General features: G+C 69.2%; 22 protein-coding genes and 1 pseudogene. 9 read left to right on the top strand and 14 right to left on the bottom strand.

The genetic code is table 11. The features are described from left to right. Positions 1-2 precede the first annotated feature (2 nt). A complete protein-coding gene (locus tag ACFMRZ_RS06950; RefSeq protein ID WP_400178390.1) occupies positions 3-806 on the bottom strand; it encodes an ABC transporter ATP-binding protein in 804 nt (267 codons plus the stop codon). 76 nt (positions 807-882) lie between these two features. Here ACFMRZ_RS06950 and ACFMRZ_RS06945 point away from each other — a divergent pair, with 76 nt between their 5' ends. Then, positions 883-1,566: an HAD family hydrolase gene (locus ACFMRZ_RS06945; protein WP_400178389.1), complete on the top strand. Its 684-nt coding sequence runs from the start codon at positions 883-885 to the stop codon at positions 1,564-1,566. Between the two features lie 9 nt (positions 1,567-1,575). Here ACFMRZ_RS06945 and ACFMRZ_RS06940 read toward each other — a convergent pair whose 3' ends face one another. Beyond that, the gene (locus ACFMRZ_RS06940) at positions 1,576-3,246 is read right to left on the bottom strand and encodes an FAD-binding dehydrogenase (RefSeq protein ID WP_400178388.1); all 1,671 of its coding nucleotides are present in this window, start codon (positions 3,244-3,246) and stop codon (positions 1,576-1,578) included. Positions 3,247-3,349: 103 nt separating this feature from the next. Between ACFMRZ_RS06940 and ACFMRZ_RS06935 the strand changes: the two genes are divergently transcribed. The 3 genes from ACFMRZ_RS06935 (at position 3,350) to ACFMRZ_RS06925 (ending at position 7,199) form a co-directional block, all read left to right on the top strand. Beyond that, positions 3,350-4,570 carry a winged helix-turn-helix domain-containing protein gene (locus tag ACFMRZ_RS06935; RefSeq protein WP_400178387.1) on the top strand — a complete coding sequence of 407 codons (1,221 nt, stop codon included), beginning with the start codon at positions 3,350-3,352 and terminating at the stop codon, positions 4,568-4,570. Positions 4,571-4,690: 120 nt separating this feature from the next. Beyond that, complete coding sequence (locus tag ACFMRZ_RS06930) at positions 4,691-6,625, top strand: CocE/NonD family hydrolase (protein ID WP_400178386.1); 1,935 nt, start codon at positions 4,691-4,693, stop codon at positions 6,623-6,625. A 127-nt stretch (positions 6,626-6,752) separates the two neighbouring features. Beyond that, positions 6,753-7,199 (top strand): hypothetical protein, encoded by a 447-nt coding sequence (locus ACFMRZ_RS06925; protein WP_400178385.1) that lies wholly within the window; start codon positions 6,753-6,755, stop codon positions 7,197-7,199. 3 nt (positions 7,200-7,202) lie between these two features. Here ACFMRZ_RS06925 and ACFMRZ_RS06920 read toward each other — a convergent pair whose 3' ends face one another. Then, entirely contained in the window at positions 7,203-8,204 is a 1,002-nt protein-coding gene (locus ACFMRZ_RS06920; protein ID WP_400178384.1) for a bile acid:sodium symporter family protein, read from the bottom strand. 70 nt (positions 8,205-8,274) lie between these two features. Between ACFMRZ_RS06920 and ACFMRZ_RS06915 the strand changes: the two genes are divergently transcribed. After that, positions 8,275-9,132 (top strand): LysR family transcriptional regulator, encoded by an 858-nt coding sequence (locus ACFMRZ_RS06915; RefSeq protein WP_400178383.1) that lies wholly within the window; start codon positions 8,275-8,277, stop codon positions 9,130-9,132. A gap of 2 nt (positions 9,133-9,134) precedes the next feature. On the opposite strand, the gene ACFMRZ_RS06910 is transcribed toward ACFMRZ_RS06915, so the two are convergent. The 4 genes and pseudogenes from ACFMRZ_RS06910 to ACFMRZ_RS06895 all read right to left on the bottom strand — a co-directional run bounded on the left by ACFMRZ_RS06910 (position 9,135) and on the right by ACFMRZ_RS06895 (position 13,265). Further along, positions 9,135-9,941, bottom strand: a complete 807-nt coding sequence (locus ACFMRZ_RS06910) for a putative protein N(5)-glutamine methyltransferase (protein ID WP_400178382.1) — start codon at positions 9,939-9,941, stop codon at positions 9,135-9,137. Between the two features lie 25 nt (positions 9,942-9,966). Next, complete coding sequence (locus tag ACFMRZ_RS06905; protein WP_400178381.1) at positions 9,967-10,839, bottom strand: YdcF family protein; 873 nt, start codon at positions 10,837-10,839, stop codon at positions 9,967-9,969. Positions 10,840-11,318: 479 nt separating this feature from the next. Beyond that, positions 11,319-11,912 carry a TetR/AcrR family transcriptional regulator gene (locus ACFMRZ_RS06900; RefSeq protein ID WP_400178380.1) on the bottom strand — a complete coding sequence of 198 codons (594 nt, stop codon included), beginning with the start codon at positions 11,910-11,912 and terminating at the stop codon, positions 11,319-11,321. Positions 11,913-12,177: 265 nt separating this feature from the next. Beyond that, positions 12,178-13,265, bottom strand: a pseudogene (locus ACFMRZ_RS06895) (tartrate dehydrogenase). Positions 13,266-13,488: 223 nt separating this feature from the next. Between ACFMRZ_RS06895 and ACFMRZ_RS06890 the strand changes: the two are divergent. Both ACFMRZ_RS06890 and ACFMRZ_RS06885 read left to right on the top strand, forming a co-directional pair. Beyond that, positions 13,489-14,487, top strand: coding sequence for an MCE family protein (locus ACFMRZ_RS06890; RefSeq protein ID WP_400178379.1), 999 nt, complete (start codon positions 13,489-13,491; stop codon positions 14,485-14,487). Positions 14,488-14,499: 12 nt separating this feature from the next. After that, entirely contained in the window at positions 14,500-14,637 is a 138-nt protein-coding gene (locus ACFMRZ_RS06885; protein WP_400178378.1) for a hypothetical protein, read from the top strand. Between the two features lie 6 nt (positions 14,638-14,643). Here the strand turns inward: ACFMRZ_RS06885 and ACFMRZ_RS06880 are convergent, their stop codons facing one another. Genes ACFMRZ_RS06880 through ACFMRZ_RS06870 form a run of 3 tightly spaced genes read right to left on the bottom strand, consistent with a single transcriptional unit; the run spans position 14,644 to position 17,602 of the window. Then, entirely contained in the window at positions 14,644-15,387 is a 744-nt protein-coding gene (locus ACFMRZ_RS06880) for an SDR family NAD(P)-dependent oxidoreductase (RefSeq protein ID WP_400178377.1), read from the bottom strand. Next, a complete protein-coding gene (locus tag ACFMRZ_RS06875) occupies positions 15,384-16,391 on the bottom strand; it encodes a phosphotransferase family protein (RefSeq protein WP_400178376.1) in 1,008 nt (335 codons plus the stop codon). Before ACFMRZ_RS06875 ends, ACFMRZ_RS06880 begins: the two co-directional genes overlap by 4 nt. A gap of 11 nt (positions 16,392-16,402) precedes the next feature. Next, a complete protein-coding gene (locus tag ACFMRZ_RS06870; protein WP_400178375.1) occupies positions 16,403-17,602 on the bottom strand; it encodes an acyl-CoA dehydrogenase family protein in 1,200 nt (399 codons plus the stop codon). A 129-nt stretch (positions 17,603-17,731) separates the two neighbouring features. Here ACFMRZ_RS06870 and ACFMRZ_RS06865 point away from each other — a divergent pair, with 129 nt between their 5' ends. After that, positions 17,732-18,625 carry a TetR family transcriptional regulator gene (locus ACFMRZ_RS06865; protein WP_400178374.1) on the top strand — a complete coding sequence of 298 codons (894 nt, stop codon included), beginning with the start codon at positions 17,732-17,734 and terminating at the stop codon, positions 18,623-18,625. Positions 18,626-18,647: 22 nt separating this feature from the next. Here the strand turns inward: ACFMRZ_RS06865 and ACFMRZ_RS06860 are convergent, their stop codons facing one another. Genes ACFMRZ_RS06860 through ACFMRZ_RS06850 form a run of 3 tightly spaced genes read right to left on the bottom strand, consistent with a single transcriptional unit; the run spans position 18,648 to position 21,818 of the window. Next, entirely contained in the window at positions 18,648-19,406 is a 759-nt protein-coding gene (locus ACFMRZ_RS06860) for an SDR family oxidoreductase (RefSeq protein WP_400178373.1), read from the bottom strand. Between the two features lie 34 nt (positions 19,407-19,440). Next, a complete protein-coding gene (locus ACFMRZ_RS06855) occupies positions 19,441-20,214 on the bottom strand; it encodes an enoyl-CoA hydratase/isomerase family protein (protein WP_400178372.1) in 774 nt (257 codons plus the stop codon). After that, positions 20,211-21,818: an AMP-binding protein gene (locus ACFMRZ_RS06850; RefSeq protein ID WP_400178371.1), complete on the bottom strand. Its 1,608-nt coding sequence runs from the start codon at positions 21,816-21,818 to the stop codon at positions 20,211-20,213. Before ACFMRZ_RS06850 ends, ACFMRZ_RS06855 begins: the two co-directional genes overlap by 4 nt. A 122-nt stretch (positions 21,819-21,940) precedes the next feature. Here ACFMRZ_RS06850 and ACFMRZ_RS06845 point away from each other — a divergent pair, with 122 nt between their 5' ends. Continuing rightward, a complete protein-coding gene (locus ACFMRZ_RS06845; RefSeq protein WP_400178370.1) occupies positions 21,941-22,567 on the top strand; it encodes a TetR/AcrR family transcriptional regulator in 627 nt (208 codons plus the stop codon). A gap of 45 nt (positions 22,568-22,612) precedes the next feature. On the opposite strand, the gene ACFMRZ_RS06840 is transcribed toward ACFMRZ_RS06845, so the two are convergent. Next, entirely contained in the window at positions 22,613-24,391 is a 1,779-nt protein-coding gene (locus ACFMRZ_RS06840) for a CocE/NonD family hydrolase (RefSeq protein ID WP_400178368.1), read from the bottom strand. Positions 24,392-25,255 lie beyond the last annotated feature (864 nt).

Raw genomic sequence — 25,255 nt, 5'->3', positions numbered from 1 at the left:
GATCAGCCCGCGGACATGCTGTGGTCGGTACGAACCTGCCAGCGGCCCTCGCTGCGAATGAGCCGGACCGGGTGGTCGAAACAGGCGCTGATGTTCGCGCCGGTGAGTACCTCGTCCACCGGACCGGTTGCGACACAACGGCCTTCGCGTAACAGCAGGACGTGTGTGGTGCCCGGCGGCAGCTCCTCGAGGTGATGGGTCACCAGCACCGAGGACAGCTCCGGATGCGTGGTCTGCAAGCGGTCGATGCGGTCGATGAGCTGCTCGCGACCGGCCATGTCGAGTCCGGTGGTGGGCTCGTCGAGCAGCAGCAGGCGCGGATTCGGCATGAGGGCGCGCGCGATCAGCGCGCGGCCGCGTTCCCCCTGGGACATGGTCGGCCAGCGGGCGTCGCGGCGGTGCGCCAGGCCCAGCAGTTCGATCAGGCGGTCCGCCTCGGCGATCTCGGCGGCCGTCGCATTCCAGCGCTGCTTCAGGTCGGCGGTGTTGGTGAGGCCGGTGAGCACCACCTCGTGCGCGGTGAGCGGATACGGGGGAGCGTGCCGGGGGTCGACATGGCCGATGGCGGTGCGCAACTCGCGCATGTCCACCCGGCCGAGCCGGTGGCCGAGCACCTCGACGGTGCCGTGCGTGGGATGTTCGAAGGCGCCCAGCATCTTCAGCAGCGTGGTCTTGCCCGCGCCGTTGGGCCCCAGCAGCGCCCAGTGCTCGCCCGGGCGCACCGTCAGCGACACCTCGGCGAGGATCGGATTGCCGTTGCGCACGAAATCCACCGCGGTGACCTGGATGATGGGGGTGTCGGCCATGCGCCCACGGTAACAAACTCCTCAGACAAGCTGATGGGTGATCTGTGTCATGGGACGAATTGTGTACGCTGGCCCGGTGACCATCGAGGCCGTGCTGTTCGATTTCTCCGGGACGCTGTTTCGCCTGGAGGGCGACGAGAGCTGGGTCGAGGATCTCATCACCGCCGACGGCCGCCCGCTGGACGCCGCCGAATCGGCCGAGGTGCTGCGGCGCATGACGGCCCCGGAACAGCTGGTGCGGTTCGATGAGCGCGGGCAGTACGCCTGGGAGCATCGCGACCTCAGCGCCGAGTTGCATCGCGAGGCGTACATGGCGGTACTGCGCCAGTCGGGAATCGAGCAGGGCCGGGCGGACCGGCTGTACGACCGCATGGTCGACCCGCTGGAGTGGACGCCGTACCCGGATACCGACGCGGTGCTGAAATCGCTGGACGCGCAAGGCATTCCGGTGGCGGTGGTCAGCAATATCGCCTTCGATGTGCGCCCGTCGTTCGAAGCGCACGGCTGGGAGCGTGAGGTGGCGCTGTACGCGCTGTCGTTCGAGATCGGCGCGATGAAACCCGACCCGCGGATCTTCGAATGGACGCTCGAGCGTCTGGGGGTCGCGCCCCAGGCGGCGCTCATGGTCGGTGACAGTCGCGAGAACGACGGCGGCGCAACGGCTCTCGGCTGCCGGTTCGCCTGGGTGGACCCGTTGCCGACCACCGATCGGCCGGATGGGCTGCGGTCGGCGTTGCGTGAGTACGGACTGACTGTCTGACCCCGCACGTCAGGTTGTCGGGCGGGCCAGCGCGCGCCCGGCGGCGCGCCCGGAGAAGATGCAGCCGCCCAGGAAGGTGCCCTCCAGCGCGTTGTAACCGTGCACCCCGCCGCCACCGAATCCCGCCACCTCGCCCGCGGCGTACAGGCCGGGGAACGGTGTGCCGTCGGCCTGGATCACCTGCGAGTCGAGGTTGGTCTGCAAGCCGCCCAACGTCTTCCGGGTCAGGACGTTCAGCCGGACGGCGATCAAGGGGCCGTGCGCCGGGTCCAGGATGCGGTGCGGCTTGGCTACCCGCCCGAGCCGGTCGCCCCGGGAGCGGCGGGCATTGGCGACGGCCATCAGCTGCGCGTCCTTGCTGTACTTGTTGACCAGTTCCCGGTCGCGGGCGACGATCTGGCGTTCCAGATGGGCGGGGTCGAGCTGGGGTCCGCGGGCGATCTTGTTCATGCCGGTGACGAGTTCGGGCAGCGTGTCGGCGACGACGAAATCGACGCCGTGCCGTTTGAAGGCCTCCACCGGACCCGGTGCGCCCTTGGCGATTCGGCTGCGCAGCGTCAGCTGGAGATCCTTGCCCGTGATATCCGGATTCTGCTCGGAGCCCGACAGCGCGAACTCCTTCTCGATGATCGACTGGGTCAGCACGAACCACGAGTAGTCGTAGCCGGTATCGAGGATCGCCCGCATCGTGGCGTTGGTGTCGAATCCGGGGAAACACGGTGCGGGCAAACGGTTTCCGTTCGCGTCGAACCACAGCGAGGACGGGCCGGGGATGATCCGGATGGCGTGGTCGGGCCAGACCGGGTCCCAGTTGTGGATGCCCTCGGTGTAGTGCCACATGCGATCCCGGTTGACGATGCGCCCGCCGGCCGCCTCGGTGATGCCGAGCATCCGCCCGTCGACGTGCGCGGGCACGCCCGAGATCATGGTCTGCGGGCACGGTCCCAGTCGTTCGGTGGGCCAGTTCTTGCGGATCAGATCGTAGTTGTGGCCGATGCCGCCGGAGCTGACGACCACCGCCGGGGCGCGAAACTCGAACTCGCCCACGGTATCGCGTGACGACGCCCGGCCGCGCTCGAGTTCGGTGGGCTCCAATACACCGCCGCGCACGCCTACCACCGCGCCGTCCTCGACGATCAGGTCGTCCACCCGGTGCCGGAAAGCGAACTCGACCAGGCCGCTACGCTCGGCCGCCAGCACCGGTTCCAGGAACACCCGCACCACCTCGGGACCGGTGCCCCAGGTCAGGTGGAAGCGGGGCACCGAGTTGCCGTGTCCGTCGGCGGCCGCGCCACCCCGTTCGGCCCAGCCGACCAGCGGCGTCACCCGCAAACCGAGATCGTGCAGATACTGCCGCTTCTCGGTGGCGGCGAACTCGACGTAGGCGCGGGCCCACTGCCGCGCCCAGTGGTCCTCGTCGTCGCGGTCGAATCCGGCGGAGCCCTGCCAGTCCTGCCAGGCCAGTTCGAAGGAGTCCTGCACGCCCATCCGCCGCTGCTCCGGGGTGTCGACGAGGAACAGCCCGCCCAGCGACCAGAACGCCTGCCCGCCCAGGTTGTTGCGATTCTCCTGATCCAGCACCAGGACCCGCCGCCCGGCCCGGGTCAGCTCGTAGGTGGCCACGAGGCCGGCCAGTCCGGCTCCGACGACGATGACGTCCGGCTGGTGCGACGGTGCCACGGGAACTCCTCGCGCTCGACTGCAATGGATACACGAGTGTATCGGTTGAGGTGGCGCGGCGCACGCATCCGAACTTGTCGGTGGCTCGTGGGATGGTTCGTCGGTGCGAACCATGACCGCTGCCGCCGCTCGCCGCACCGCGCTGGCCGCCCAGGGCCTGGCCGGTCCGCGCCCGTCCGGCACACCCACCCGCCGTACTCTCCAGCGCGTGCTGGAGAAAACCCAGCTGCTGCAATTGGATTCGGTCTCGGCCGTGGTGCGGGCGCACTATGCCCCGGTGTTCGCCCGGATCGGCGGCTACGACCGCGCCCTGCTGGACGAGCTGGCCTGGAGTCACAACGCGCGGCGGCCGCGGCGGCTGGTGGAGTACTGGGCGCACGAGGCGGCGCTGTTGCCCGTCGAGGATTGGCCGTTGCTGCGCTGGCGCATGTCGCGGTTCCGCGACGGGCGGTGGGGCGGGGCCGCTCGCGTGGTGGAGCGCAATCCGCGACTGCCCAAGGACGTGCTCGAGGCGGTCGGCGAACTGGGCCCCGCCACGGCGGGCGAGGTGGAGAAGCATCTCGAGCTGGAACGGCCGCGCACCAAGGGCCACTGGGGCTGGAATTACAGCGACACCAAGGTGGTATGCGAGCTGCTGTTCGCCACCGGCGAGCTGTCGGTGGACAAGCGCGTCGGATTCCAGCGCTACTACGACCTGACCGAGCGCGTACTGCCGCCGGAGGTGCTGGCGCGCGAGGTGGACGAGGCCGAGGCGGTGCGCGAACTGGTCCGCCGCGCCGCGACCGCGCTGGGTATCGCCACCGAAGCCGATCTGCGCGACTACTACCGGCTGCACCGCCGCCAGACCGAGCCCGCCCTCGCCGACCTGGTCGATGCCGGTGAGCTGGAGCCGGTGCGGGTCCACGGCTGGGATCGGCCCGCCTACCTGCGCGTGGGCGCTCGCACCCCGCGCCGTGTGGAGGGCGGCGCGCTGCTGTGCCCGTTCGATCCGCTGATCTTCTTCCGGCCGCGCACCGAGCGCATCTTCGACTTCCACTACCGCATCGAGATCTACACACCCGAGGCCAAGCGGGTACACGGCTACTACGTCTTCCCGTTCCTGCTCGACGGCGACCTCGTCGCCCGCGTCGATCTGCGTGCCGACCGTGCCACCGACCGCCTGCTGGTCCCCGCGGCCTTCGCCGAGCCCGGCCGGGATTCCGCCTACGTCGTCGCCGGTCTCGCGCGGGCGTTGCGGGAGCTGGCCGACTGGCTGGAACTGGAGACCATCGAGGTCGGCGAGCGAGGTGATCTCGCCGCCGAACTGGGCGCGGTGGTGCGTTAGAACGAAAGCTGTACACCGGCAAGGGAATTCGACGGGGGGAATGTGGTGCATCGGCCATACGAGGATGAGCGGTTCGGAAAGTCGCGGGCGGGGGCGCGAGTGCGGTGCTACCTTCGGACGATGTCGTCGAACCGTGTGCGGCGCAGTCGAATTGTCCGGATATGTGTCCTGGCCGTCACGGCCGTGCTGATCGCCGGCGGCTGCGGGGGATCGGAACCCGAACACACCGCCGCGGCGCCCGCCGCCGGCCCCTGGCCACCGGCGGACGGTCGCGGCGCGTGCGAGGTCGACAAACAGCCGGACGTGCCCGCCACCATGCGCGACGGCGTGGTGCTGAAGTCCGATGTGTACCGCCCCCGCACCGCCGACCCGGTGCCGGTGATCCTGATGCGCACCCAGTACGGCAAGGACGCGGCGCAGATCCAGCCCTACCGGTATCGCCCGCCGGACTGGTTCGCCTCGCACTGCTATCTCGTTGTGGTGCAGGACATTCGCGGGCAGGGCAAGTCGGGCGGCACGTTCACCGAGTTCGGCAACGACCTGGACGACGGCTACGACGCGGTGGAGTGGGCGGCCGCCCTGCCCGGGTCGAACGGCAAGGTGGGCATGTACGGGTCGTCGTATGTGGGTGCCACGCAATGGCTCGCGGCCGTCCGCACGCCGCCGCACCTCGCGACGATCGTGCCCGCCAACACGTCCTCGGACTACTACGACGGCTGGACCTACGACGGCGGCGCGTTCCGGCTGGCATTCGTCGAACCGTGGGCGATGGAGACGATCGCGCGGACCGCGGCGGAGAACCGCGGCGACACGGCGACCGCGAAACAACTGCTCGCCGAGGGCACCGACTACACGCGCTGGCTGAGTTTCCGTCCGTACCAGCAGTTTCCGCCGCTGCGCCCGGACGACCCGGTGGTCGCGCCGTGGTTCTACGACTGGATCCGGCACTCGGCCCGCGACGACTACTGGAAGGAATGGAGCATCCGCGACCGGTACCCGAACGTCCGGGTGCCGGTGCTGGACGTGGAGGGCTGGTACGACGCCTTCCTCACCGGCGGCATCGAGAACTTCACGGGCATGGTCCAGCGCGGCGGGACCGAGGATGCGCGGCGCAACCAGCGCTTGGTCATCGGGCCGTGGGACCACGTCGGGTGGGGCCGGCCGGGCAGCGGCGTCGGGGCGCCGAAGATGGCCGCGGGCCCGGCCGGGGACAGCCCGATCAACGAGCTGATGCTGACCTGGTTCGACCGATTCCTGAAGGGCGCCGACAACAAGGTGTCCGGGCAACCGGCCGTGGACTACTTCGTGATGGGCGCCAACCGGTGGAAGACGGCGTCCGCGTGGCCGTTGCCGGACACCCGGTGGACCACCTACTACCTGTCCGGCCCCGGCGGTCCCGGCCCCGGCGGCCGTCGGGGCGCCCTGGTCGAGGCCGCGCCGAAGGATCCACAGCAACCGGACCGGTACTACTACGACCCATTGAATCCGGTGCCCAGCGCGGGCGGTCATTCCTGCTGTGGCGCCACGACCGGCCCGCAGGGTCCCTTCGATCAGGGCGCCGTGGAACAGCGCTCCGATGTGCTGACCTTCACCACCGACCCGATGTCGTCGGACACCGAGATCACCGGGCCGACGGAGGTGACCCTGTGGGCCGCCTCGACCGCGCCCGATACCGATTTCACCGCCAAACTGGTGGTCGTCGCGCCGGACGGATCGACCGTCAACCTCAACAACGGCATCGTTCGCGCGGCGTTCCGCGAATCCCTCGAGCATCCGTCACCGATCGTGCCGGGGCAGCCGTACCGGTACACGATCAAGGTGTGGCCCACCAGTTACCAGGTACCGGCCGGATCGCGCGTCCGCGTGGAAATCTCCAGCAGCGACTTCCCGCAGTACGCGCCGAACCCGAACACGGGCGAACCGTTCGGGCAGACAGCGGCCGTGCAGGGCGCGACGCAGACGATCTTTCACGACGCCGAACACCCGTCGTCGGTGGTGCTGCCGATCATTCCCGCGGGGGACAGCGGCAGCGCGTTGTTCCCGCTCACGCGGTAAAGCCATGCGAGGCAAAGAAACTCGGCATCGCGACGGACCGGCGATGCCGATCGCGCTGCCCGCGCGCGGCACGCCGAACGCGGCCGGGCAGCTTGCCGACCGATCGCGGCGGGCATAGCGTGGCAGCATGTCGCGCATCGAGATCGAGGATCTGCCCGCCGATACCGCCGAGGTGCTGCGCCGCCGCGCCCGCTACGCCGGGCTGCCGGTACTGGACTATGTGCGCCAGGAGTTGACGGCGCTGAGCGCGCGCCGCGTGCCGATCGATTCCGTCGTGGAGTTCCTGGAGAACGAGCGCCCGGATCATCCCTCCGCCACTCTCGACGAGGGCGCGATGGCCCTGATCCACACCTACGATCTGCCCGCCGACGCGTGGAGCGTGCTCGGCCGCCGTGCCGCCGCCGCGGGTGCGCCGCTCGGCGACTACGTGCGCCAGGAGCTGATCAAGCTGGCCCGCCGGAGCACGCTCGAGGAGTCGATGCAGGAGTTCCGCGACATCCTGGACCGCGACCCGAATCTCGACGTCGACCTGGCCGCCGTCGAGGACACCCTCCGGTACGTGCGCGGGATGTAGGCCTCACCCGGCCGCGGCCGGAACAGGCTGGGCCGCAGCGCTTTCCGCGGCCCGACCCCACCGGCCCGCCAGCGCGGCGCACACGAACAGCTGAATCTGGTGAAAGATCATCAGCGGCAGCACGATCAGCCCGACCGGATGCCCCGCGAACAGCACCGTCGCCATCGGCAGCCCGGTGGCCAGGCTCTTCTTCGAGCCACAGAAGATCACCACGATCCGATCGGCGCGGTCGAATCCGAGCAGTCCGCTGCCCGCGGAGGTCACCGCCAGCAGCACACCCAGCAGGCCCGCGCACACCGCGACCACCGCCAGCAGCGCCCACGGCGACAACCCGCGCCAGATGTGCTCGACCATGCCCGCGCTGAAGGCGGCATAGACCACCAGATACACCGAACCCCGGTCCACGACGCGGGTGACCGCCGCATGCCGCAGCAACCACCGCAGCCACGGCCGCAACAACTGCCCGGCGAGGAACGGCAGCAGCAGTTGCACGACGATCGACAGGATCGCGGTGAGGGACACCGTCGTCCCGCCGGTGGTGTGCATCAGCAGCATTACCAGCAGGGGCGTCGCGAAGACACCGACGAGATTCGACAGCGACGCGCTCACGACCGCCCCCGCCACATTGCCGCGCGCGATCGAGGTGAACGCGATCGAGGACTGCACCGTCGACGGGAGCAGGCACAGATAGAGCATGCCGGTGTAGAGGTCCGCGGTCAGCACCGAGGGCACCAGCAGCCGCAGCGCGAGGCCGAGCAGCGGGAACACCACATACGTCACCGCGAGCACGCTCGCGTGCAGCCGCCAGTGCCGCAGCCCGGCCAGCGCCTCGCGCGGTTCCAGCCGGGCGCCGTAGAGCAGGAACAACACCCCGATGGCGATCTTGGTGGCCCAGTCCAGGACGTCGGCGGCGCCACCGCGCGCGGGCAGCGCGACGGCCACCAGCACGCTGACCAGGATGCCGAGCATGAAGGCATCGATGCGCAGCTTGGCGAGAAACTTCACGTAGCTACGGTATGACCGCCGAACTGATCACGACAGGCGGCGTAATCGATAACTCCGAACGAGTATCGTGATGAATGTGTTCGACCCGGACCTGCTGCGCACCTTTCTCGCCGTCGAGCGGGCCGGTGGTTTCACCGCGGCGGGCCGCCTCCTCGGGCTGCGGCAGTCGACGGTCAGCGGGCACGTCGCCAGGCTGGAACAGGCGGCCGGGCGCGAACTGTTCCGCCGCGACACCCGCAATCTCGCCCTCACCGCCGACGGCGCCGCGATGGTCGGCTTCGCCCGCGCCATCCTCGACGCGCAGGCGACGGCCGAACGTTACTTCTCCGAATCACGGCTGTCCGGCCTGATCCGGCTCGGCGCCTCCGACGACGTGATGGCCCGCGAACTGCCCGACGTGCTGCTCGAATTCCAGCGCAGCCACCCCGGCGTGGATCTGGAGCTGACCGTGGGGCTCAGCGAGAACCTGAAGACCCGGATGAACGCGGGGGAGCTGGATCTGGTGGTCGGCAAGCGGCTGCCCGGCGAACGGCACGGCGAACTGCTCTGGCGAGACCGGCTCGTCTGGGCGGGCCGTTCCGGCGCAACGGGTTTCGACGATCCGGTCCCGCTGGTGACGTATCCGCCGCCGAGCCTCACCCGGCACATCGCCCTGCGCGCCCTGGAACGCGAGGGACGCACCTGCCGCATCGCCTGCACCAGCGACAGCCAACTGGGCCTGCGGGCCGCGGTGCTGGCAGGTCTCGGCCTGGTGGTGCATGCCGAAAGCCTGCTGCCCGCAGGACTTTTCGCCGTCGCGGATCCCCGGCTGCCAGAACTGGGTGACCTCGAGTTCGTCCTGCTGCGCCGCCGCAGCCGCCCGCCGGAGCCGGAGCGCGCTCTGTGCGCAGCGATCAAATCCGCTGCCCGGCGGTTCCAGCACGCATGAGCTCAAGACCGGTCGATGCGGCTGCCGATGACCACGGTCGCGTACAGCTCCTCGGATTCGGCGACGCGTGGCGTGAGTCCGGAACGGGCGAAGATGTCCACCGCGGCCGGAGCCTGTTCCTCGCTCGATTCCACCAGTACGTGACCGCCGGGCGCCAGCCAGGAGGGCGCGGCGGCGGCCACCCGGCGGACGATGTCGAGGCCGTCGGCGCCGCCGTCGAGGGCCGAATGTGGCTCGTGCTCACGGGCTTCCGGGGGCATGTCGGCGATCAGGGCGGTCGGCACGTACGGGGTGTTGGCGAGCAGAATGTCCACCCGCCCGGCCAGTTCCGCGGGCAGGGGAGTGAACAGATCGCCCTCGTAGACGCGCGCGCCCAGCGGGGCGAGGTTGCGGCGAGCGTAGGTCACGGCGGCGGGCTCGATGTCGCCGGCCGTGAGCTGGGTCCGGATGCCCGCGCGCGCCAGCTCCGTGGCGACCGCCAACCCGAGCGCGCCACAGCCGCAGCACAGATCGAGCACGACGCGGGAGTTGCCGGGCGGGCGGCGGCCGAGCGCGACGGCCTGCTCGACGAGGAATCCGGTGCGTTGCCGCGGCACGAAGACCCCCGGTCCGACCGCGACCCGCAGCCCGCGAAATTCGGCCCAGCCCAACAGGTGTTCCAGCGGTATGCCAGAAGTTCGCTGTGCCACGAGTGCGTGTAATTCGGCGGGCGACGAGGCCGCCTCGGTCAGCAGGGCGGCCTCGTCCTCGGCGAAGACACAACCGGCCGCGCGCAGGGCGGCGACGGTGTCCGGGTCGGATGCGATCACCCGCTCATTGTGCCGATTCCGGCGGTCAGCGCTCCGACGGTAGGAGGAAGGTGCGGGTGGCGTCCAGGTAGATGCCGCGCTGGGCGGCCCGGTTCGGCGGCGGCAGCTGCGACACCAGCTGATCGGTGGAGGTCATCGCGCCCACCACCGGGGTTCCGGCGACGATGAAATCCGCGACCGCGCGGCGGATGTGGTTCGGCGAGGTCACCACGACCGCGCTGGTGGCCCCGGCGTCGCGCAGCATGCGGCTGCTGAATAGCGCGTTCTGCACCGTCGACCCGGCGCGGTCCTCGACCAGCACCCGGTTCGCCGGAATGCCGTGCCCGATCAGCCAACCCGCCATGGCCACCGCCTCCGGCACCCCGTTCTGCGGGTTGCCGCCGGTGACCACGATCGGCGACCCGGGTGCGGCGATCGCCTGTAACCATGCCGCCTGCAGGCGATTCACCAGTTCGGGGCGCAGCGCGCCATCGGGCAGCAGGCCGTAACCGAGCACCACGATCCCGGTCTGCGGGCCGACCAGCGCGGGCAGCGGATTGGGCAGGGTGCCCACCGCCGCACCGATGGCGCCCAGCAGATTACGGGTGCCCTGAGCCATCGCGCCGTCGACGGCTCCGAGCCGGTTCAGCGCACCCTCACGGGTGATCAGGTCACCGCTGTAGTCCGACCAGATCGCCTGCAGCGCGAGCGCCTGCGCGTCGTCGGGGGTGCCGTCGAGCAGCGCGCGCAGATCGGCCAGGCCGGCCGGATCGTTGCCGCTGAGGAAGTTGGATTGGGCGGAGTTGTAGAGCGGGGCCGGGCCCTCGGCAGCGGTGGCCGCGCCCGCGAACGGACCGGCGAGCACGAGGGTGACCGCCGAACCGGCGGCGAGATATCGGAGACGCCTGGCGATTTTCACTGCAGTCGACACCTTTCCGAGGGAGCGGGTCTTGCGCGTGTTGCTGGCAATTGCCTCTGGACAATCCAGCCCACGATACGACCGCCCGGCCCCGCGAGAGCGGATTTGGAGGTGTGACATATCTGGAGGTAACGGGCAGAAAGAGGTGAACTCGCATAATTTGCGTGTTCATAGCGTCAAACAACACCTGTTCCGGGTCCGCCACCACCAACGCCCGACCGTGTACCGACAGATTGCACTGATGTCGATACTCCGCCGGCACCCGCAGATCGTCCTTTCGGCCCACGCGCCAGCGGCCAGTCGACATCGGTCGAACCATCATGCGATGGTCGGCATCGAACGCAACCGACTGTCCCGCAACCCAACCGAGCGTTTGCGGCCCGGACCGATCGGACAGTCGTCCATGATCATCGATCGCTGAGAGGGCGAGATGCACGCCGTCGCCGCAGAGCTGCTCGGGGGAGCGGACGCCCAGCGGTTTACGCCTTCTCGGCCCGCTGGCGGTAGCCGCTCGCGAGGAGTGTGCGGAGCCGGTCGAGCGACTCCTCCTCGGCGCCGTTGCCCTTGATCCAGGCAATGGAACAGGCCGCGAGGAACAGGTCGTAGCCACGCACCGACGCGCGTACGTGTCCCGTGCTCTGGGCTGCTTCCACGTACTTGTCGGTGGCGGCGATGAAGATGTCGCAAGGAATGGTGAGCGGGTTGTCCGGGTCCTGCGCCTGGGCCGCGGCCATGAGTGGGTCCGGGAGCCCGCTGAAGGCGCTGAAGTACTCCTCCATGGCCCGCAGCCACTGCTCCAACGCCTCGCCGGCATCGCCCAGCTGCTCGACGTCCGCTCGGCGGGCCACCAGCTCCTCGGAGCGTGTCTGCAGGACGGCCGCCAGCAGCGCTTCCCGGGTGGGGAAGTGCCGGTACAGAGTGCCGGGCCCGAGGCCCGCCTCCTTGGCCACCGCCTCGAGTGAGGTGCCGACCCCGTGGCGCAGGAAGTGACGCTGCGCGGTCTCCAGAAGGGCCGCGCGGTTGCGCTGGACATCCGCGCGCAGCTTGCGTCCTCGCTGTGCACTCGCGTCCATGCACCCTCCTGATGTCCAGATATCCTGCGAATTACATCAAAACGGAGGCTGCCTCCATGTTAGTTCGAGCATAAAGCGGAGGTGATGTCCGGTCAAATGGACGGGCCATCTCGATCAAGGTGGGCAGTCGTTCCAGCCTGCTTGGGCGGAGCGAGAGGAAGCGCATTGAGACGGCTGAGCGTCCCGCCGATCGTGACCGGGCTGGGTCGAGCGCATGAGGCCGGGCTCCCTTCGATCGGATGATCGATTTCAGGGGTGGCGCGTCTCAGCGGATCGCGGCGGCGTTGTGTAGCCGGGTGGTGACGGCCTCGCCGAGGGATCGTGTGGTGGCGTTGCCGCCAATGTCGGGTCAGGTGCTCGGTGCCGGCGGCCAGGACGTCTTCGATGGCGGTCATGATGGCGGCGGCGTCGGGCTCGCCGAGGTGGTCGAGCATCATTGCGGCGCACCAGATTTGACCGATCGGGTTGGCGGTGCCCTTTCCGGCGATGTCGGGTGCTGAGCCGTGTACGGGTTCGAACAGGCTGGGGTAGCGGCGTTCGGGGTTGATATTGCCGCTGGGGGGCGACGCCGATGGTGCCGGTGCAGGCCGGGCCGAGGTCGGAGAGGATGTCGCCGAACAGATTGCTGGCGACGACGACGTCGAACCGGTCGGGGTGCAGCACGAAATTCGCGGTGAGGATGTCGATGTGGTATTTGTCCACCGCCACGTCGGGATACCGCTGGGCGACCTCGGCGACGCGTTCGTCCCAGTAGGGCATGGTGATGGAGATGCCGTTGCTCTTGGTGGCGGAGGTGAGGTGTTTGCGCGGGCGCGACTGGGCCAGGGTGAAGGCGTAGTCGAGGATCCGGTCCACTCCGACGCGGGTCATAACGGTTTCCTGGACGACTGTTTCACGGTCGGTGCCCTCGAAGATCTTGCCGCCGATGCTGGAGTATTCGCCCTCGGTGTTCTCGCGCACTACGTAGAAGTCGACGTCGCCGGGGACGCGTCCGGCCAGCGGGCTGGGAATGCCGGGGAGCAGTTTGACCGGTCGCAGGCTGACGTACTGGTCGAAGTGGCGGCGGAATTGCAGGAGGTTGCCCCACCGGGAGATGTGGTCGGGCACGACCTCCGGCCAGCCGACGGCGCCGAAGAACAGGGCGTCGAAGCGGCTGAGTTGCTCGAACCAATCGTCGGGAAGCATGGTGCCGGTGCGGGTGTAGTAGTCCGCGCAGGCGTAGTCGAACTGCTCATAGTCGAGCGTGAAATCGAAAGCCGCCGCGGCGGTTTCGAGGATGCGCAACCCTTCCGGGACGACCTCGGTGCCGATGCCGTCACCGGGGATGACGGCGATGCGGTGAGTGGCGCCCATGGTGAACACTCCTTCGTTCAGGCGAGTCTCCGGGCACGCGGCGTCGGTGCGGCCCGGGGCAGGGTGGATGTCGTTGTGGTGTGGCCGGGCTCGCGTGCCCTGGCCTGTCAGGCTGGTTCGTTTCCGGTGTGCTGTTCGCGGTCTTCGAGTTCGGTAATGGCGGCGGGTTTCCTCATTCCGGCCGCACTGGTGGCCCTGGCGATCGCGCTGAATACCTGCGACCGTGACCGCACGGGTGGTCCCGAGCAACGTCTTCGCCGTGCCGTCGATCCAACTCGTCGACAACGGCCACGGGCCGGCGCTCACCGCGGGCGCGCACATTCCCGAAGACCGCAGCCTGGACACCGTCCGGCTACAGACCTCGCTGACCGCGCTGAGCGCGATCGCCGACGCCGCCGGGCGCGGCGGCTCCGAGCCGGCACTCGGGCTGCTCGCTCTCGCCGAACGAGCCAGCAGTGGGCGCGGCGCCGACGCCGTCCGTTCCGGCGCGGAACTCACGCGAATTGCCGAAACACTCAATCGCACAATGACTCAGAGCGACACCACGTCCACCCTGACGGCCCTGTCCCAAGCCCTCGCCGCGCTGCAATCCTCGGCACCCGACCTGCTCTCGGCGGTGCACAACGCCAGCGGTCCCCTCCGAGCCGCCGCCGAGCGGCGAGAACAGTTGCGCGGCATGCTCACCGGCGGTCTCACCACCGGCGCCACGGTCGCCGCGGCGCTGGAGAACAACACCGCCACCCTCACCGGAATCACCGCTAGGTTGGGCCCTGTAGTCGACGTCCTCGGCGACGGCAGCCGCAACTTTCTGCAAATCTCCACCTCCCTCACCGCACAGGCCCGGACGTTCAACGCCATGTGGAACGCCGAAGATCAGAGCATCACCGCCAAGATCATCATCGAACTGACTCCCCACCGGGCCTACACCCGCGCCGACTGCCCCCGCTACGGCACCCTCGAGGCCCCCAGTTGCCGCACCGCACCGCCCGGCGAGCACACCATCATCGGCCCCGACGCACTCGCGCCACCGCAGCCGCCCCGCCTCATCGGCGGAAATGTGGGCCCCATCGGCAGCCCGCAGGAACAACGGCAGATCGCCTCGATCCTCGGCATCGCGCCGAACACCGCGGCCGACATCCTGCTCGGCCCGGTGCTCAGAGGTAACGACGTAACAACAACTCCCGCAACGGATTCGGCCACGCCAACAGGAGGGCAGCGGTAATCTATTGGGCCGGTGCCTGACCTGCAATTGTTTCGGGGTACGGCGATCGACGACTGGTCGGTCATCCCCGTGGGTGAGGTCGTGCACGCGGAGTATCGGACGGGCGGCAACAGCGGCCTCGCGATGGCGAGCGTCCTGGCCGAGTGGTGATCGGCGCTATGCGCGGTAGCCGTCCGTGCCCGCGCGTGACATGACGATGTTGGGTACCACGGCGCGGGCCGAGAGGCGCAGCACCGCGTCGACCATTTCCACGACGTCGGCGACGGGGAGCATCTGTTCGGGTGCGACCCGGTCGTGGATCCAGCTGCTCATGTCGGTGTCGACGTAGCCGGGTGCGATGGTGGTGGCGCTGATGCCGTTGCCGGACTCCTCGGCGTTGAGGGTGGCGAACAATGCGATGAGGGCCGCTTTGGCGGCGCCGTACACCGCGAGTCCGGCCTCGGCGTAGACGCCCGTGATCGATGCCAGCGCAATCACTTTCGCGCCACGCTCGGGCTGTGTTCCGGCGGCGGCGCGCAGCATCGGCAAGGCGCCCTGGATGAGCTGCAGGGGCGCGCGCAGATTCACGGCCAGCGTTTTGTCGAAGCGGCGTAGCGAGGATTCGGCCACGGTGCCGGCGGTGCCCACGCCGGCGTTGAGGATCAGGGCCGAGAGTGTCCCGAACCGGTCCTGATGCTGGTTGAGTACGCGGGTGACGCCGTCGGTGTCGGACATGTCGGCGGCGACGGCGACGACCTCGGCCGCACCCGCCGAGCGCAGTTCGACGGCGACGGCGTCGAGGCGGGCGCTGTCGCGTGCGCTGATGGTGAGCGAATACCCTTGCTGCGCAAGGCGTGTGGCGATACCGAGGCCGATCCCGCGGGAGGCGCCGCTGATCAGTGCGGTGTGGTTGCCGGTCATGTCCGGATTCCTTTCAGTGCGCGCAGGCCCGCGGCCATGAATTCGGGTGTGGCCTCGGCCGCGCGTTCGGCGGCCGATCCGGCGTCGGAACCGTGCAACGCCCGGTGGGTGATGCCTTCGCCGATCACGCCGAGCTTGAAGTTGGCCAGGGCGAGGTAGAAACCCCAGTGCGCGAGGTCACGACCGGAGGCGGTGGCGTATGCCTGCGCGAGGTCGTCCGGGGCGGGCATCCGGTGGCTGGTCCAGGCGGCGCGCGAGCCCAGGACCAGGTCGAAGATCGGCGCCCGGTACACGCACATCAGCGCCGCGTCGGTGAGCGGATCGCCGAGGGTCGACATCTCCCAGTCGACCACCGCGCGGACGCGGGCGGGATCGGCCCGGTCGAGGATCGTGTTGTCGATGCGGAAGTCGCCGTGCACGATCGAGGCCGCCGACTCCGGTGGCAGCGCCTGCGACAGCGCCGCGTGCAGGGCGGCGACGTCGGGTAGGTCACGGGTTTTGACCCGGTCCCACTGTGACGCCCACAGTGTCACCTGGCGGGCGAGGAAACCCTGTGGCCGACCGAACTTTTCGAGGCCCACCGCGGCGGGATCCACCGCGTGCAGGTCGGCGAGTACTCGCATGAGCCCGCCGATGCTCGCGGTCAGCTGGTCGTCGGTGAGCGCGGCGAGGTCGTCCTGGTCGCGGACGACGGTTCCCTCGACGTACTCGACGACGGTCATCGGGGCACCGAGGACGGACCCGTCCGCGTCGAAGGCGACTGTCTTCGCCACGGGCACAGCGGAATTCCGCAGCGCGCCGGTGACGGTGAATTCGCGCGCCATATCATGCGCCGACGGGGTGAGCCCGGCGACGGGCGGGCGGCGCACCACCCACCGCGACGCGTCGTCGGCGGCGAGGAAGGTCAGATTCGACCGGCCGCCACTGATCAATTCCACCCGCAACTCGCCGCGGACGTCGACGCCGCGTTCGCGCAGGAACCGCACCAGGGCGGGAATGTCCATGCCCGGCAGTGTCATTCGCCCGCCCGCCTCGCGCGGGCGATCGCGCGTTTGGCGATGGCCCAGCGGTGCACTTCGGAGGGGCCGTCGTAGATGCGGAACGGGCGCACTTCGCGGGACAGCCGCGCCAGCGGCAGGTCACCGGAGACGCCCAGGCCTCCGCACATCTGCATGCTGCGGTCGATGATCCGGTGAATCGCCTCGGCCGCAAAGGTTTTCGCGATCGAGGTGGCGTCGGCCGCGGGCTCACCGCGATCGAGTTCCCAGCACGCGCGAGTCAGCAGGGCGCGGGTGGCGGCAATATCGATCTCGTTGTCGGCGATCATCTGCTGGACCATGCCGAGGTCGCCCAATCGGGCACCGAACCCACGCCTTTCGGCCGCGTGCGCCACGGCGACGTCGTGGCCGCGCCGTGCCGCGCCGAGCCAGCGCATCACGTGCGTCATCCGGGCGGGACCCAGACGCACCTGCGCGTATTCGAAGCCGCGGTCGACCTCACCCAGCACCGCGGAATCGGGGACCAGCAGGTCGGTGAAGAACACCTCGCAGTGGCCGCCGATCATCGACCGGTCGAGGGTGTCGAGATGGCGGCCCACCTCGATGCCGGGGCTGTCGGCGGGCGCGAGGAACATCGTCGCGCCGCCGCGTTGTCCGGGCTCGCCGGAGGTGCGGGCCATGATGATGAACAGGCTCGCGCCGTCGGCGCCGGTGATGAACCATTTGTGCCCGTTGATCCGCCACCCGCCGTCGGTGCGGACCGCGCGGGTGGTCAGGGCCGACGGGTCCGACCCGGCACCGGGCGCGGGCTCGGTCATGGCGAACGCCGAGCGCACCTCGCCGCGCGCGAGGGGCGCGAGATAGCGCTGCTTCTGCTCCGGATTCGCGATATGGGCGAGCATGTGGACGTTGCCCTCGTCCGGGGCGGCGATATTCAGTGCCGTGGGGCCGAACAGGGAGTACCCGGCCGCTTCGAAGACCGGGGCCCGATCCGACATGCCCAGACCGTGGCCGCCGTATTCGATCGGCGCGTGCGGCGCGAACAACCCGGCCGCGCGCGCGGCCCGCTGCAGTTCGATCCGGAACGTGTCACCGCCCGCGGCGGCGATATCGCCGGCGTGGGCGTCTTCGAGCGGCAGCACCTGTTCGCGGATGAACTCGCGGGTGCGTTCGGTCAGTGTGTGCACCTCGGGCGGAAGTGTCAGATCGATCGCCACGGACCACTCCTCGTTCACAGTCGCCGAACGATCGCTCGGCATTCGACTGTTATGCAGACAAGCATGCGGTGATAAGTACTGTCAAATCGCCATTTATCTCGACACGTGGTGTTCAGGTATTCTGAACAAATGGACGACGGTGAGCGTGATCGACAGGCGCTGGGAGCCCGGGTGCGGCACGCCAGGACGGCGTCGGGGCTCTCGTTGCGCGCCGCCGCGCAGCGGATCGGTGTCAGCCCGGCGACCCTGAGCGCGGTCGAGAACGGCAAGACCGGCGTATCAATTCCGCGGCTGCGCGTAGTGGCCGCGGAACTCGGCACCACGGTGCCCTGGCTGATCGGTGCGTGGCAGCCGTCCACGACCAGTGCTCCCCAACGACGCCGCGCACCTGGCATTCCCCGCGATACCGACGGTGACGTGGTGGGCGACTGGCGGAGGTTTCCCCCACTCGAGATCGACCCGGTCCTGGCCGCCGCGATCGGTGCGTTCACCGAGATCGGGTACCACGGCGCCACCATGCGCTCGATCGCGCGGCGTGCCGGGATGAGCGTGCCCGGCGTCTATCACCACTACCGGGACAAGCAGGAGCTGCTGGTGCGGGTGTTGGAGTTGACGATGGACGAGTTGCACTGGCGGGTCCGCGCCGCCCGCGGCGAGGCGGGCACCGGTCGCGCGCGGGTGTGGCAGGTGGTGGAAGCGCTGGCCCTGTTCCACACCCACCGCCGCGAACTGGCCTTCATCGGCGCCAGCGAGATGCGGGGCCTGGCCCCCGCGAATCGGCGCCGGATCACCGCGTCTCGCAACGAGATTCAGTATCTGCTCGACGAGGATATCGATGCCGCGCTCGCCGAGGAAGGCCTGCCCGCCGAGCACGCCCGCGTCGCGGGCCGCGCCATCGCGACCATGTGTACCGCACTGCCGCAATGGTTTCGGCTCGACGGTCCCGTCACGCCAGAGCAAATCGCCACGGAATACGCGGCTTTCGCCCTTCGGCTACTCGAGATCCGGGAGCCGGACCGGTGATCCGGTGCCGTCGCGGGTGCTGTCAGCGGATCGAGGAACCGATGCCCAGGCCGCCGTCGACATCGAGGACCACTCCGCTGACATATCCCGCGGCCGGTGAGCACAGGTAGGCGGCCGCCTCGGCGATGTCGCGGGGCTGCCCGGTCTTGCGTTGGGGCACTTTGGCGATCAACTTGTCGCGGGCCGCGGTGTTCATCGAGGCCAGCATGGGTGTGTCGATGAGGCCCGGCGCTATCGCGTTGGCGGTGATGCCCTGGCGGGCAGTCTCCAGTGCGATGGTGCGGGTCAGTCCGACGATGCCCGCCTTGGCGGCGACGTAGTTGGCTTGGCCGAAATTGCCGCGCCAGCTCATCGAGGAGAACGACACTATCCGGCCGTAACCGCGTGATCGCATGTGCGGCAGCACGTTTCGCGTGCAGTAGAAAGCGCCCGTGAGCGAGGCGTCCAGCACCGCGTGCCAGTCGGCGTCGTCGATGTCCTCGATCCGGTTGTCGCGGATGATTCCGGCGTTATTCACCAGGACATCAATGCGGCCGTGCGCGCGGACGACGGCGTCGACCCACTCGCCGACGTCCGCCGAGGAGGTGACGTCGACCCGATGGGCCGGGCAGGCGCGCCCGAATTCGGCCGCCAGCCGGTCGGCGAGTTCGCCGGCGGCGGCCTCGTTGACGTCGCCGATGGCCACGATCGCTCCTTCGGCCGCGAATCGCTCGGCCATCGCCGCGCCGAGCCCTCGGGCTCCGCCGGTCACGAGGACTACTTGGTCGGTGTAACGGTTCATTGCACTCCCAGAGGGTGAGTCGGCTCGGTGCGGTTCAGGCGGATCGGCGTCGCAGGAACGCGGTCAGCGCGGCCGGTACGTCGGTGGTGTTCCAGTGCTGTTCGAAATCGGCGAGTTCCCTTGCCAGGCCCTGGGTTTCGTTCATAGTGGTCAGCGTGTGCAGCAGGGCCTTGAACGCGGCTTGGGCCGGGCTGCTCGCGGCGGCCAGCTCGCTCGCCGCGGCCTGGGCGCGGGGGAGCACTTCCTCGGCGGGTACCACCGCGTGCAGCCAGCCGGTGGCGGCGAGTTGCGGGGCGGGCACCAGCTGTCCGGTCAGGGCGAGCCAGCGTGCCGTGGAGTCGCCGACCTTGCGTGGCAGCCGCACGCTCGAGCCGGCGGCGGGGAGCAGGTTGTTGCGGATATGGCCGTCGCCGATCAGCGTCGTGTCGGCGGCGATGACCACATCGCAGGCCAGGGCGAGCTCGAGACCACCGGCGACGGCGTGGCCGTGCAGGGCGGCCACCACCGGAAGGTGGCTCGTCTCGAACCGGGTGACCACGGCCGAGACGCGGCGCAGGAACGGCGTCGGCCCGCCCGGGACGTCGGCTGTGCTCAGGAAGTACTGCAAATCGCTTCCGGCGCAGAAGCTTTCGCCCGCTCCGGCGAGGACGACGCACCGGGTGTGCGGATCCTGTTCGGCCTCGGTCAGGGCGGCATCGAGAGCCTCGATCAGATCCGGGTCGAGGGCGTTGCGGCGGTGGGGGCGGTTGAGGGTCAGGGTGCGGATCGGCCCGGCGCGGGTGACCAGCACGGGTGCGGGTGAGGTCATCGGACGACCGGGCCGGTGTCCGCGCGGCGGCGGCGTAGTTGTGCGCGTTGGATTTTGCCGCTCGGGGTCTTGGGCAGGGCGTCGACGAAATGGATACGCCGCGGGTAGGCGTGCGCGGCGTAGTTGTCCTTGACCCATTGCTGTAGCCGCTCGACCAGTTCGGCGTCGGCGGCCGTGCCGCCGGTGAGCACCACGAACGCCTCGACGACCTCGCCGCGCACCTCATCGGGTCCGGCGACGACCGCGGCCTCCGCTACCGCGGGGTGCCGCAGGAGTGTGGACTCGATGTCGAAGGGCCCGATGCGATAACCGGCCATGATGATCACGTCGTCGTCGCGCGCGGAGAACCGGACAATGCCCTCGGCATCGATGGAGGCGATGTCGCCGGTCAGGAAATAAGCGCCGTCCGCGCGGAACCGGTCGCTGCCTCGCCCTCCGACGTAACCGCGGAAGGTCATCAGCGGACTGTCCGCCACCACGATCGCCAGCCGTCCCGGCTCTCCGGCCGCGACCGGCGTGTCGCCGTCCTCGCTCAGGACGACGGCCTCCCAGCCCGGCAGCGCGGTGCCCATCGCACCGGTCAGCACCGGACGTCGCACGCTCGGATGGTGCGGGAAGCCGATCGGCATGCCGAGTTCGGTCTGGCCGTAGTGATCGTGCACTTCCAGCCCGAGCGCGTCGCGGGCCCAGTCGTTGACCTCCGGTGTCAAAGGCTCACCCGCGCTGGACAATCGGCGCAGGGCGAGGTCGCCGGGAACCGGGACTCCCGCGGCGCGCAGCCCGCGATAGACCGTGGGCGCGGCGGTGTAGTCGGTGACCGCGAGATCCTTCAGCACCCTCCAGGTGTTCGCGGCCGAGAATCCGCCGCGCAGCAGAATCGTCGGCACGCCCGCGGCCAGCGGCGCCACGATCGCGGTGTAGAGCCCGTAGGCCCAGCCCGGGTCGGCGCCGCACCAGAACACGCTGTCGGGTTGCACACCGAGACCGAACTCCAGGTAGCTCAGCCAGCCGGCGGCATAGCGCACCGGATGCACCACGCCCTTGGGCTTTCCGGTGGTGCCGGAGGTGAACATGTGCACCAGCGCCCCGTCGCCGCCCACCGGCATCGAGTCGATGTCGTGCCACGCGGCCGTGGCGAGCCGGGCGCTCAACCCGCCGGGGGAGTCGTCTGCGACGATCAGTGTCCAGTCACCCGCGGGCACCTTCGCTCGCTGATCCGCGTCGGCCACGACGAGCGTGACGTCGGCGTCGATGAGCCGGGATCCGATCGCGTCCTCGGCGAACGCGGTGAACAACGGCACGTACACCGCGCCCAGCCGCCAGTTGCCGAGCACGACCGCGACCAGGTCGGCGCTCTTGCCCATCAGGGTCGCGACCCGGTCGCCGCGTCGCACCCCGGCCTCGGACAGCACGGCCGCGGCCCGCCGCGACGCTTCGGCCAGCTCGCCATAGGTGTAGTCGCGCACGGTCAGGTGTTCGTCGACGATCGTGAGCGCCGTGGCCGCGACCGGGTGGCGGTCGCACAGCAACCGGGCCACATCGGCGTCCGGCGAGCCGAATTCCGCGAGCAACTCGGCGACCCGTGTCGCACTGTCAGGACTCATTGCCACTCCCATGTGGGTACTTAAAATAGTTCTAGATTACCCATAATAGTACCGGAGGTGCGTTCGCGGATAAAGACCGCTGCTCGCGGCGGGCCGGTCGCCGGTGTGAAACACTCGATCCCATGCCTCCTACGGCCTCGACGCGTCGAACCACGGTCAACAGCCCGCGTAAGCGACGGGTGGATGTGGCACGCCGGGAGGATCTGCTGCGGCAGGTGCAGGAGATTTTTCTCCGCGAGGGTTTCACCACCCTCACGATCGGTCAGTTGACCGAGCGACTGCACTGCTCCAAGGCCACCCTCTACAGCGTCGCCGCGACCAAGGAACAGCTCGTGGTGCTGGCCACCAAACAGTTCTTCGGGGAATCGGCCGAGCACATCGAGGCCGAGGTGTCCGCCCAGGCCGACCCGCAAGCCAAGATCCTCACCTACCTCGGCGGGGTCGCGACCGCGATGCGGCGCAATTCGAAAGCGTTCTACGAGGACATGGTGGCCTTCGCGCCCACCGCGGAGATCTACGCGCGCAACACCGCTCGCGCGGCCGAACGCGTCCGCGAACTGATCGACGAGGGCATCGAGTCGGGCCGGTTCCGTGCCACCGACGGCAGGTTCGCCTCCCAGCTCGTCGCCCTCGCGATCGAGGGGGTCCAATCCGGGGTCCTGCTCGAGCGCACGGGTCTGTCGGCGGCGGATGCCTTCAACGAACTGGCGACCCTGCTGCTGAACGGCTTGCTGCACAACGCCGAATGACCGGGCGGGTCGCGGCTGTCTCCGCGGCCCAGCCCGGTGACGATGTCAGGCGGCGGGCACCACCGGCAGGATCAGCCGGGAGGGTCGCGTGGCGTCGTGGAAGATTTGCTGGTGCGCGATGCGGTGTTCGGTCGCGACAGCCGGGTCTTCGCCGGTGTTGAGGTTGCGATCCCAGCGCGGGAAGTTGCTGGAGGTGACCTGAACTCGGAGCCGATGCCCGGCTTTGATCACGATACTGGTCGACCACAGGTCGATCTCGTGTTCGTCGACGCGGCCGCTTTCGGTGCGGACACGGGTGATGCCGTCGACGATGTTGAGCGATGTACCTTGTTCGTCGACGTCGCACAGCCGCACGACCCAGTCGGTGGACGGCCCGTCGGTGGCGGCGAACAGGCTCGCGGTCACGCGGCCGGTGATCTCGAGGTCCTCGGTCAGCGGATCGCTGGTGAACACCAGCACATCCGCCCGGGATTCCACTCGCTGCTGATCGAGGGGGCCGGAGGGGTAAGCGCTCGCCATGACCAGTGGGCCGCCCGTCGTCGGCACGGGGTCGGCGGGATCGTAATCGTAGGACGACGCTGAGTCTTGTTGTGCCGGAGCGGAAGTCGACAGCCGGTCGCCGGGGTGGAGAAAGAACTCGGTGTCGCGGGCGCGCTCGAGGGGCCATTGCGGTTCGTGCCGCCACTGGTTGACGCCCATGACGAACAGGTCCACGCCCGTGTCCGGTTCCTTGTCGGCGGGGTGGTCGGGCAGGAACCGGTCGAACCAGTCCAGCTGGATGCCGGTCATGGTCGCGTCGCCGAGCGGCGGTGCGACCGAGGCCAGTCCGAAGTTCACCTCGCCGATCCGCTCGGGCCGGGGGTTCATATCGTGGTAGTGATCCCACGGCCCGACGATCAGGCGCGTCGTATGGCCCTGTTCGCGCGCGGCGAGGTAGTTGTCGATCGTGCCCTGGAGGAAAACGTCGTACCAGCCCGCGACGTTCAAGGACGGGACCGCGACCTCCCCGTGCCGGCCCGCGACCCTCGCCTCGGCTGTCGAGGCGGGATCGCGCAGCGCGCGCGCCACCCCGATATCGGGCAGGTTCGTGCGCGCCACCACCGGCGACGCGCCGGAGGGCAACTCCCAGTACGTCGTCTCGGCGAGCCGATCGAAGTCGGTGATCGCGGCGCCCAGTCTGGCGAACAGTTCCTCGGTGTCAGCGGCCACCTTCGGTAGCTGTCCGAGCGAGACCATCAGGGACCAGAAGATATTCAGCCCGTGCTCGATCGCCCCGCCGCGGAAGAAGATCCCGTCGGCAGGCTCGCACCAGGTGATCTGCGGCGCAATGGCTTTCAGGCCCGGCGCTCCCGCGACGGCCGCCGACCACTGGGTGTTGCCGGTGTAGCTGCCGCCGAACATCCCCACCTTCCCGTTGCTCCCGGGCAGAGTGGCGGCCCACTCGACGGTGTCGTAGCCGTCCTCGTGCTCGTAGGCCCACGGCAGCCACTCGCCCTCCGACGCGAATCGGCCGCGCGTGTCCTGCTGCACCACGATGTAACCGCGCCGGACCGCCTCGAGCAGGTCGAGCTGGGCCGCCGCCAGCGGTGACGACTTGTCGTACGGCGTGCGCTGCAGGAGAACCGGCCACGGCCCCGCACCCGTCGGCCGATAGACATCGGCCCGCAGGATCACCCCGTCACGCATGGGCACAGGCACGTCGAACTCGATCGCCACTTGGTTCATCGGATCCTCACTGATCACTCGCGCACTCCGGCACGGCAGTCGGAGAACGTAATGCGGTACTAACGTATTCAATATAGTACCCACAGTGATGTGGCGCACTACCGGTTCGATCCGCGTGGCATAGACCTGGGGGACTGTCTCGACGCGGCCACCGCCGCCTGGCGGGCCGGGGCCGGGGACACCCCGCTGTCCGAACTTCTAGACCGGGCAATGGGCGTACTGGCGGAGCCGGAAATCACCTGGGGGGATCGGTCGAGCGAAGATTCCACGGCGAAGAAATAAGATCGACCGAGCGGCGTGCAGAGCGGACAGCAGGTCCATCGGGATGCAAAATGGGATCCCTGCCTTTGTAGCGGCTCTCGACGCGGAGCCGACCACGGTCGCGGAGGAGATCTTCCGAATGGATGCGCAACGGGCTCTCATCGTCAACCATCACATGGGCCGACCAGGGTTTTCCGGGCCGACTGGGCTCGTGGTAGGGCTCAGTCTATTCGCCGTGGGGCGTCGGCGCCGCAGGACGGTCGCCGATCTCGCCGTGGTGACGGGCGATGACCCTGTCGTGGAGATCGGGTGTGGACCTGGCGTTGCGGTGGCGGCGGCCGCGCGCCGCGGCGCCGGCGGAGGCCCGGCTGGTGTTGACTTCTGGATCGGAAAGGTTTCTGGGACAGCAGGTTACGGCTGGCCGTATTCCGACCGGTCCGTCCACGGATCGCGGCCGCGCGCCGAGTATCGTGTTGCCGCCCACGGGTGCGGATCGACAGTTGCTGATGATCGGGGGCGTGCGGTCGTCTTCCCCGTTCCGCCGACGCGTGCGAACCTGCGGCCGACATAGAGAAGATTTCCAGGACGTCCAGTTTGTCTTGATCCCCCGAATTAGGTTGGGTACCTTGACAAATCGGCATCCGGAAGGAACTCTGAGGTATAGACGGGGGTTCCAACGACGGGGCCGAACATCCACCACCG

Origin of the sequence: Nocardia sp. N2S4-5, assembly GCF_044628355.1 — a bacterium.
Lineage (GTDB): Bacteria > Actinomycetota > Actinomycetes > Mycobacteriales > Mycobacteriaceae > Nocardia > Nocardia wallacei_B.
The sequence above is the reverse complement of the archived record's forward strand: the minus strand, read 5'-3'. Positions and strand labels throughout refer to the sequence as shown.

What these genes read in the sequence shown, in the direction of transcription:
- ACFMRZ_RS06950 (WP_400178390.1), bottom strand. Translation starts at nt 806, where the DNA reads ATGGCCGACACCCCCATCATCCAGGTCACCGCGGTGGATTTCGTGCGC.
- ACFMRZ_RS06930 (WP_400178386.1), top strand. Translation starts at nt 4,691, where the DNA reads ATGTCGTCGAACCGTGTGCGGCGCAGTCGAATTGTCCGGATATGTGTC.
- ACFMRZ_RS06925 (WP_400178385.1), top strand. Translation starts at nt 6,753, where the DNA reads ATGTCGCGCATCGAGATCGAGGATCTGCCCGCCGATACCGCCGAGGTG.
- ACFMRZ_RS06915 (WP_400178383.1), top strand. Translation starts at nt 8,275, where the DNA reads ATGAATGTGTTCGACCCGGACCTGCTGCGCACCTTTCTCGCCGTCGAG.
- ACFMRZ_RS06900 (WP_400178380.1), bottom strand. Translation starts at nt 11,912, where the DNA reads ATGGACGCGAGTGCACAGCGAGGACGCAAGCTGCGCGCGGATGTCCAG.
- ACFMRZ_RS06880 (WP_400178377.1), bottom strand. Translation starts at nt 15,387, where the DNA reads ATGACCGGCAACCACACCGCACTGATCAGCGGCGCCTCCCGCGGGATC.
- ACFMRZ_RS06875 (WP_400178376.1), bottom strand. Translation starts at nt 16,391, where the DNA reads ATGGACATTCCCGCCCTGGTGCGGTTCCTGCGCGAACGCGGCGTCGAC.
- ACFMRZ_RS06865 (WP_400178374.1), top strand. Translation starts at nt 17,732, where the DNA reads ATGGACGACGGTGAGCGTGATCGACAGGCGCTGGGAGCCCGGGTGCGG.
- ACFMRZ_RS06860 (WP_400178373.1), bottom strand. Translation starts at nt 19,406, where the DNA reads ATGAACCGTTACACCGACCAAGTAGTCCTCGTGACCGGCGGAGCCCGA.
- ACFMRZ_RS06855 (WP_400178372.1), bottom strand. Translation starts at nt 20,214, where the DNA reads ATGACCTCACCCGCACCCGTGCTGGTCACCCGCGCCGGGCCGATCCGC.
- ACFMRZ_RS06850 (WP_400178371.1), bottom strand. Translation starts at nt 21,818, where the DNA reads ATGAGTCCTGACAGTGCGACACGGGTCGCCGAGTTGCTCGCGGAATTC.
- ACFMRZ_RS06845 (WP_400178370.1), top strand. Translation starts at nt 21,941, where the DNA reads ATGCCTCCTACGGCCTCGACGCGTCGAACCACGGTCAACAGCCCGCGT.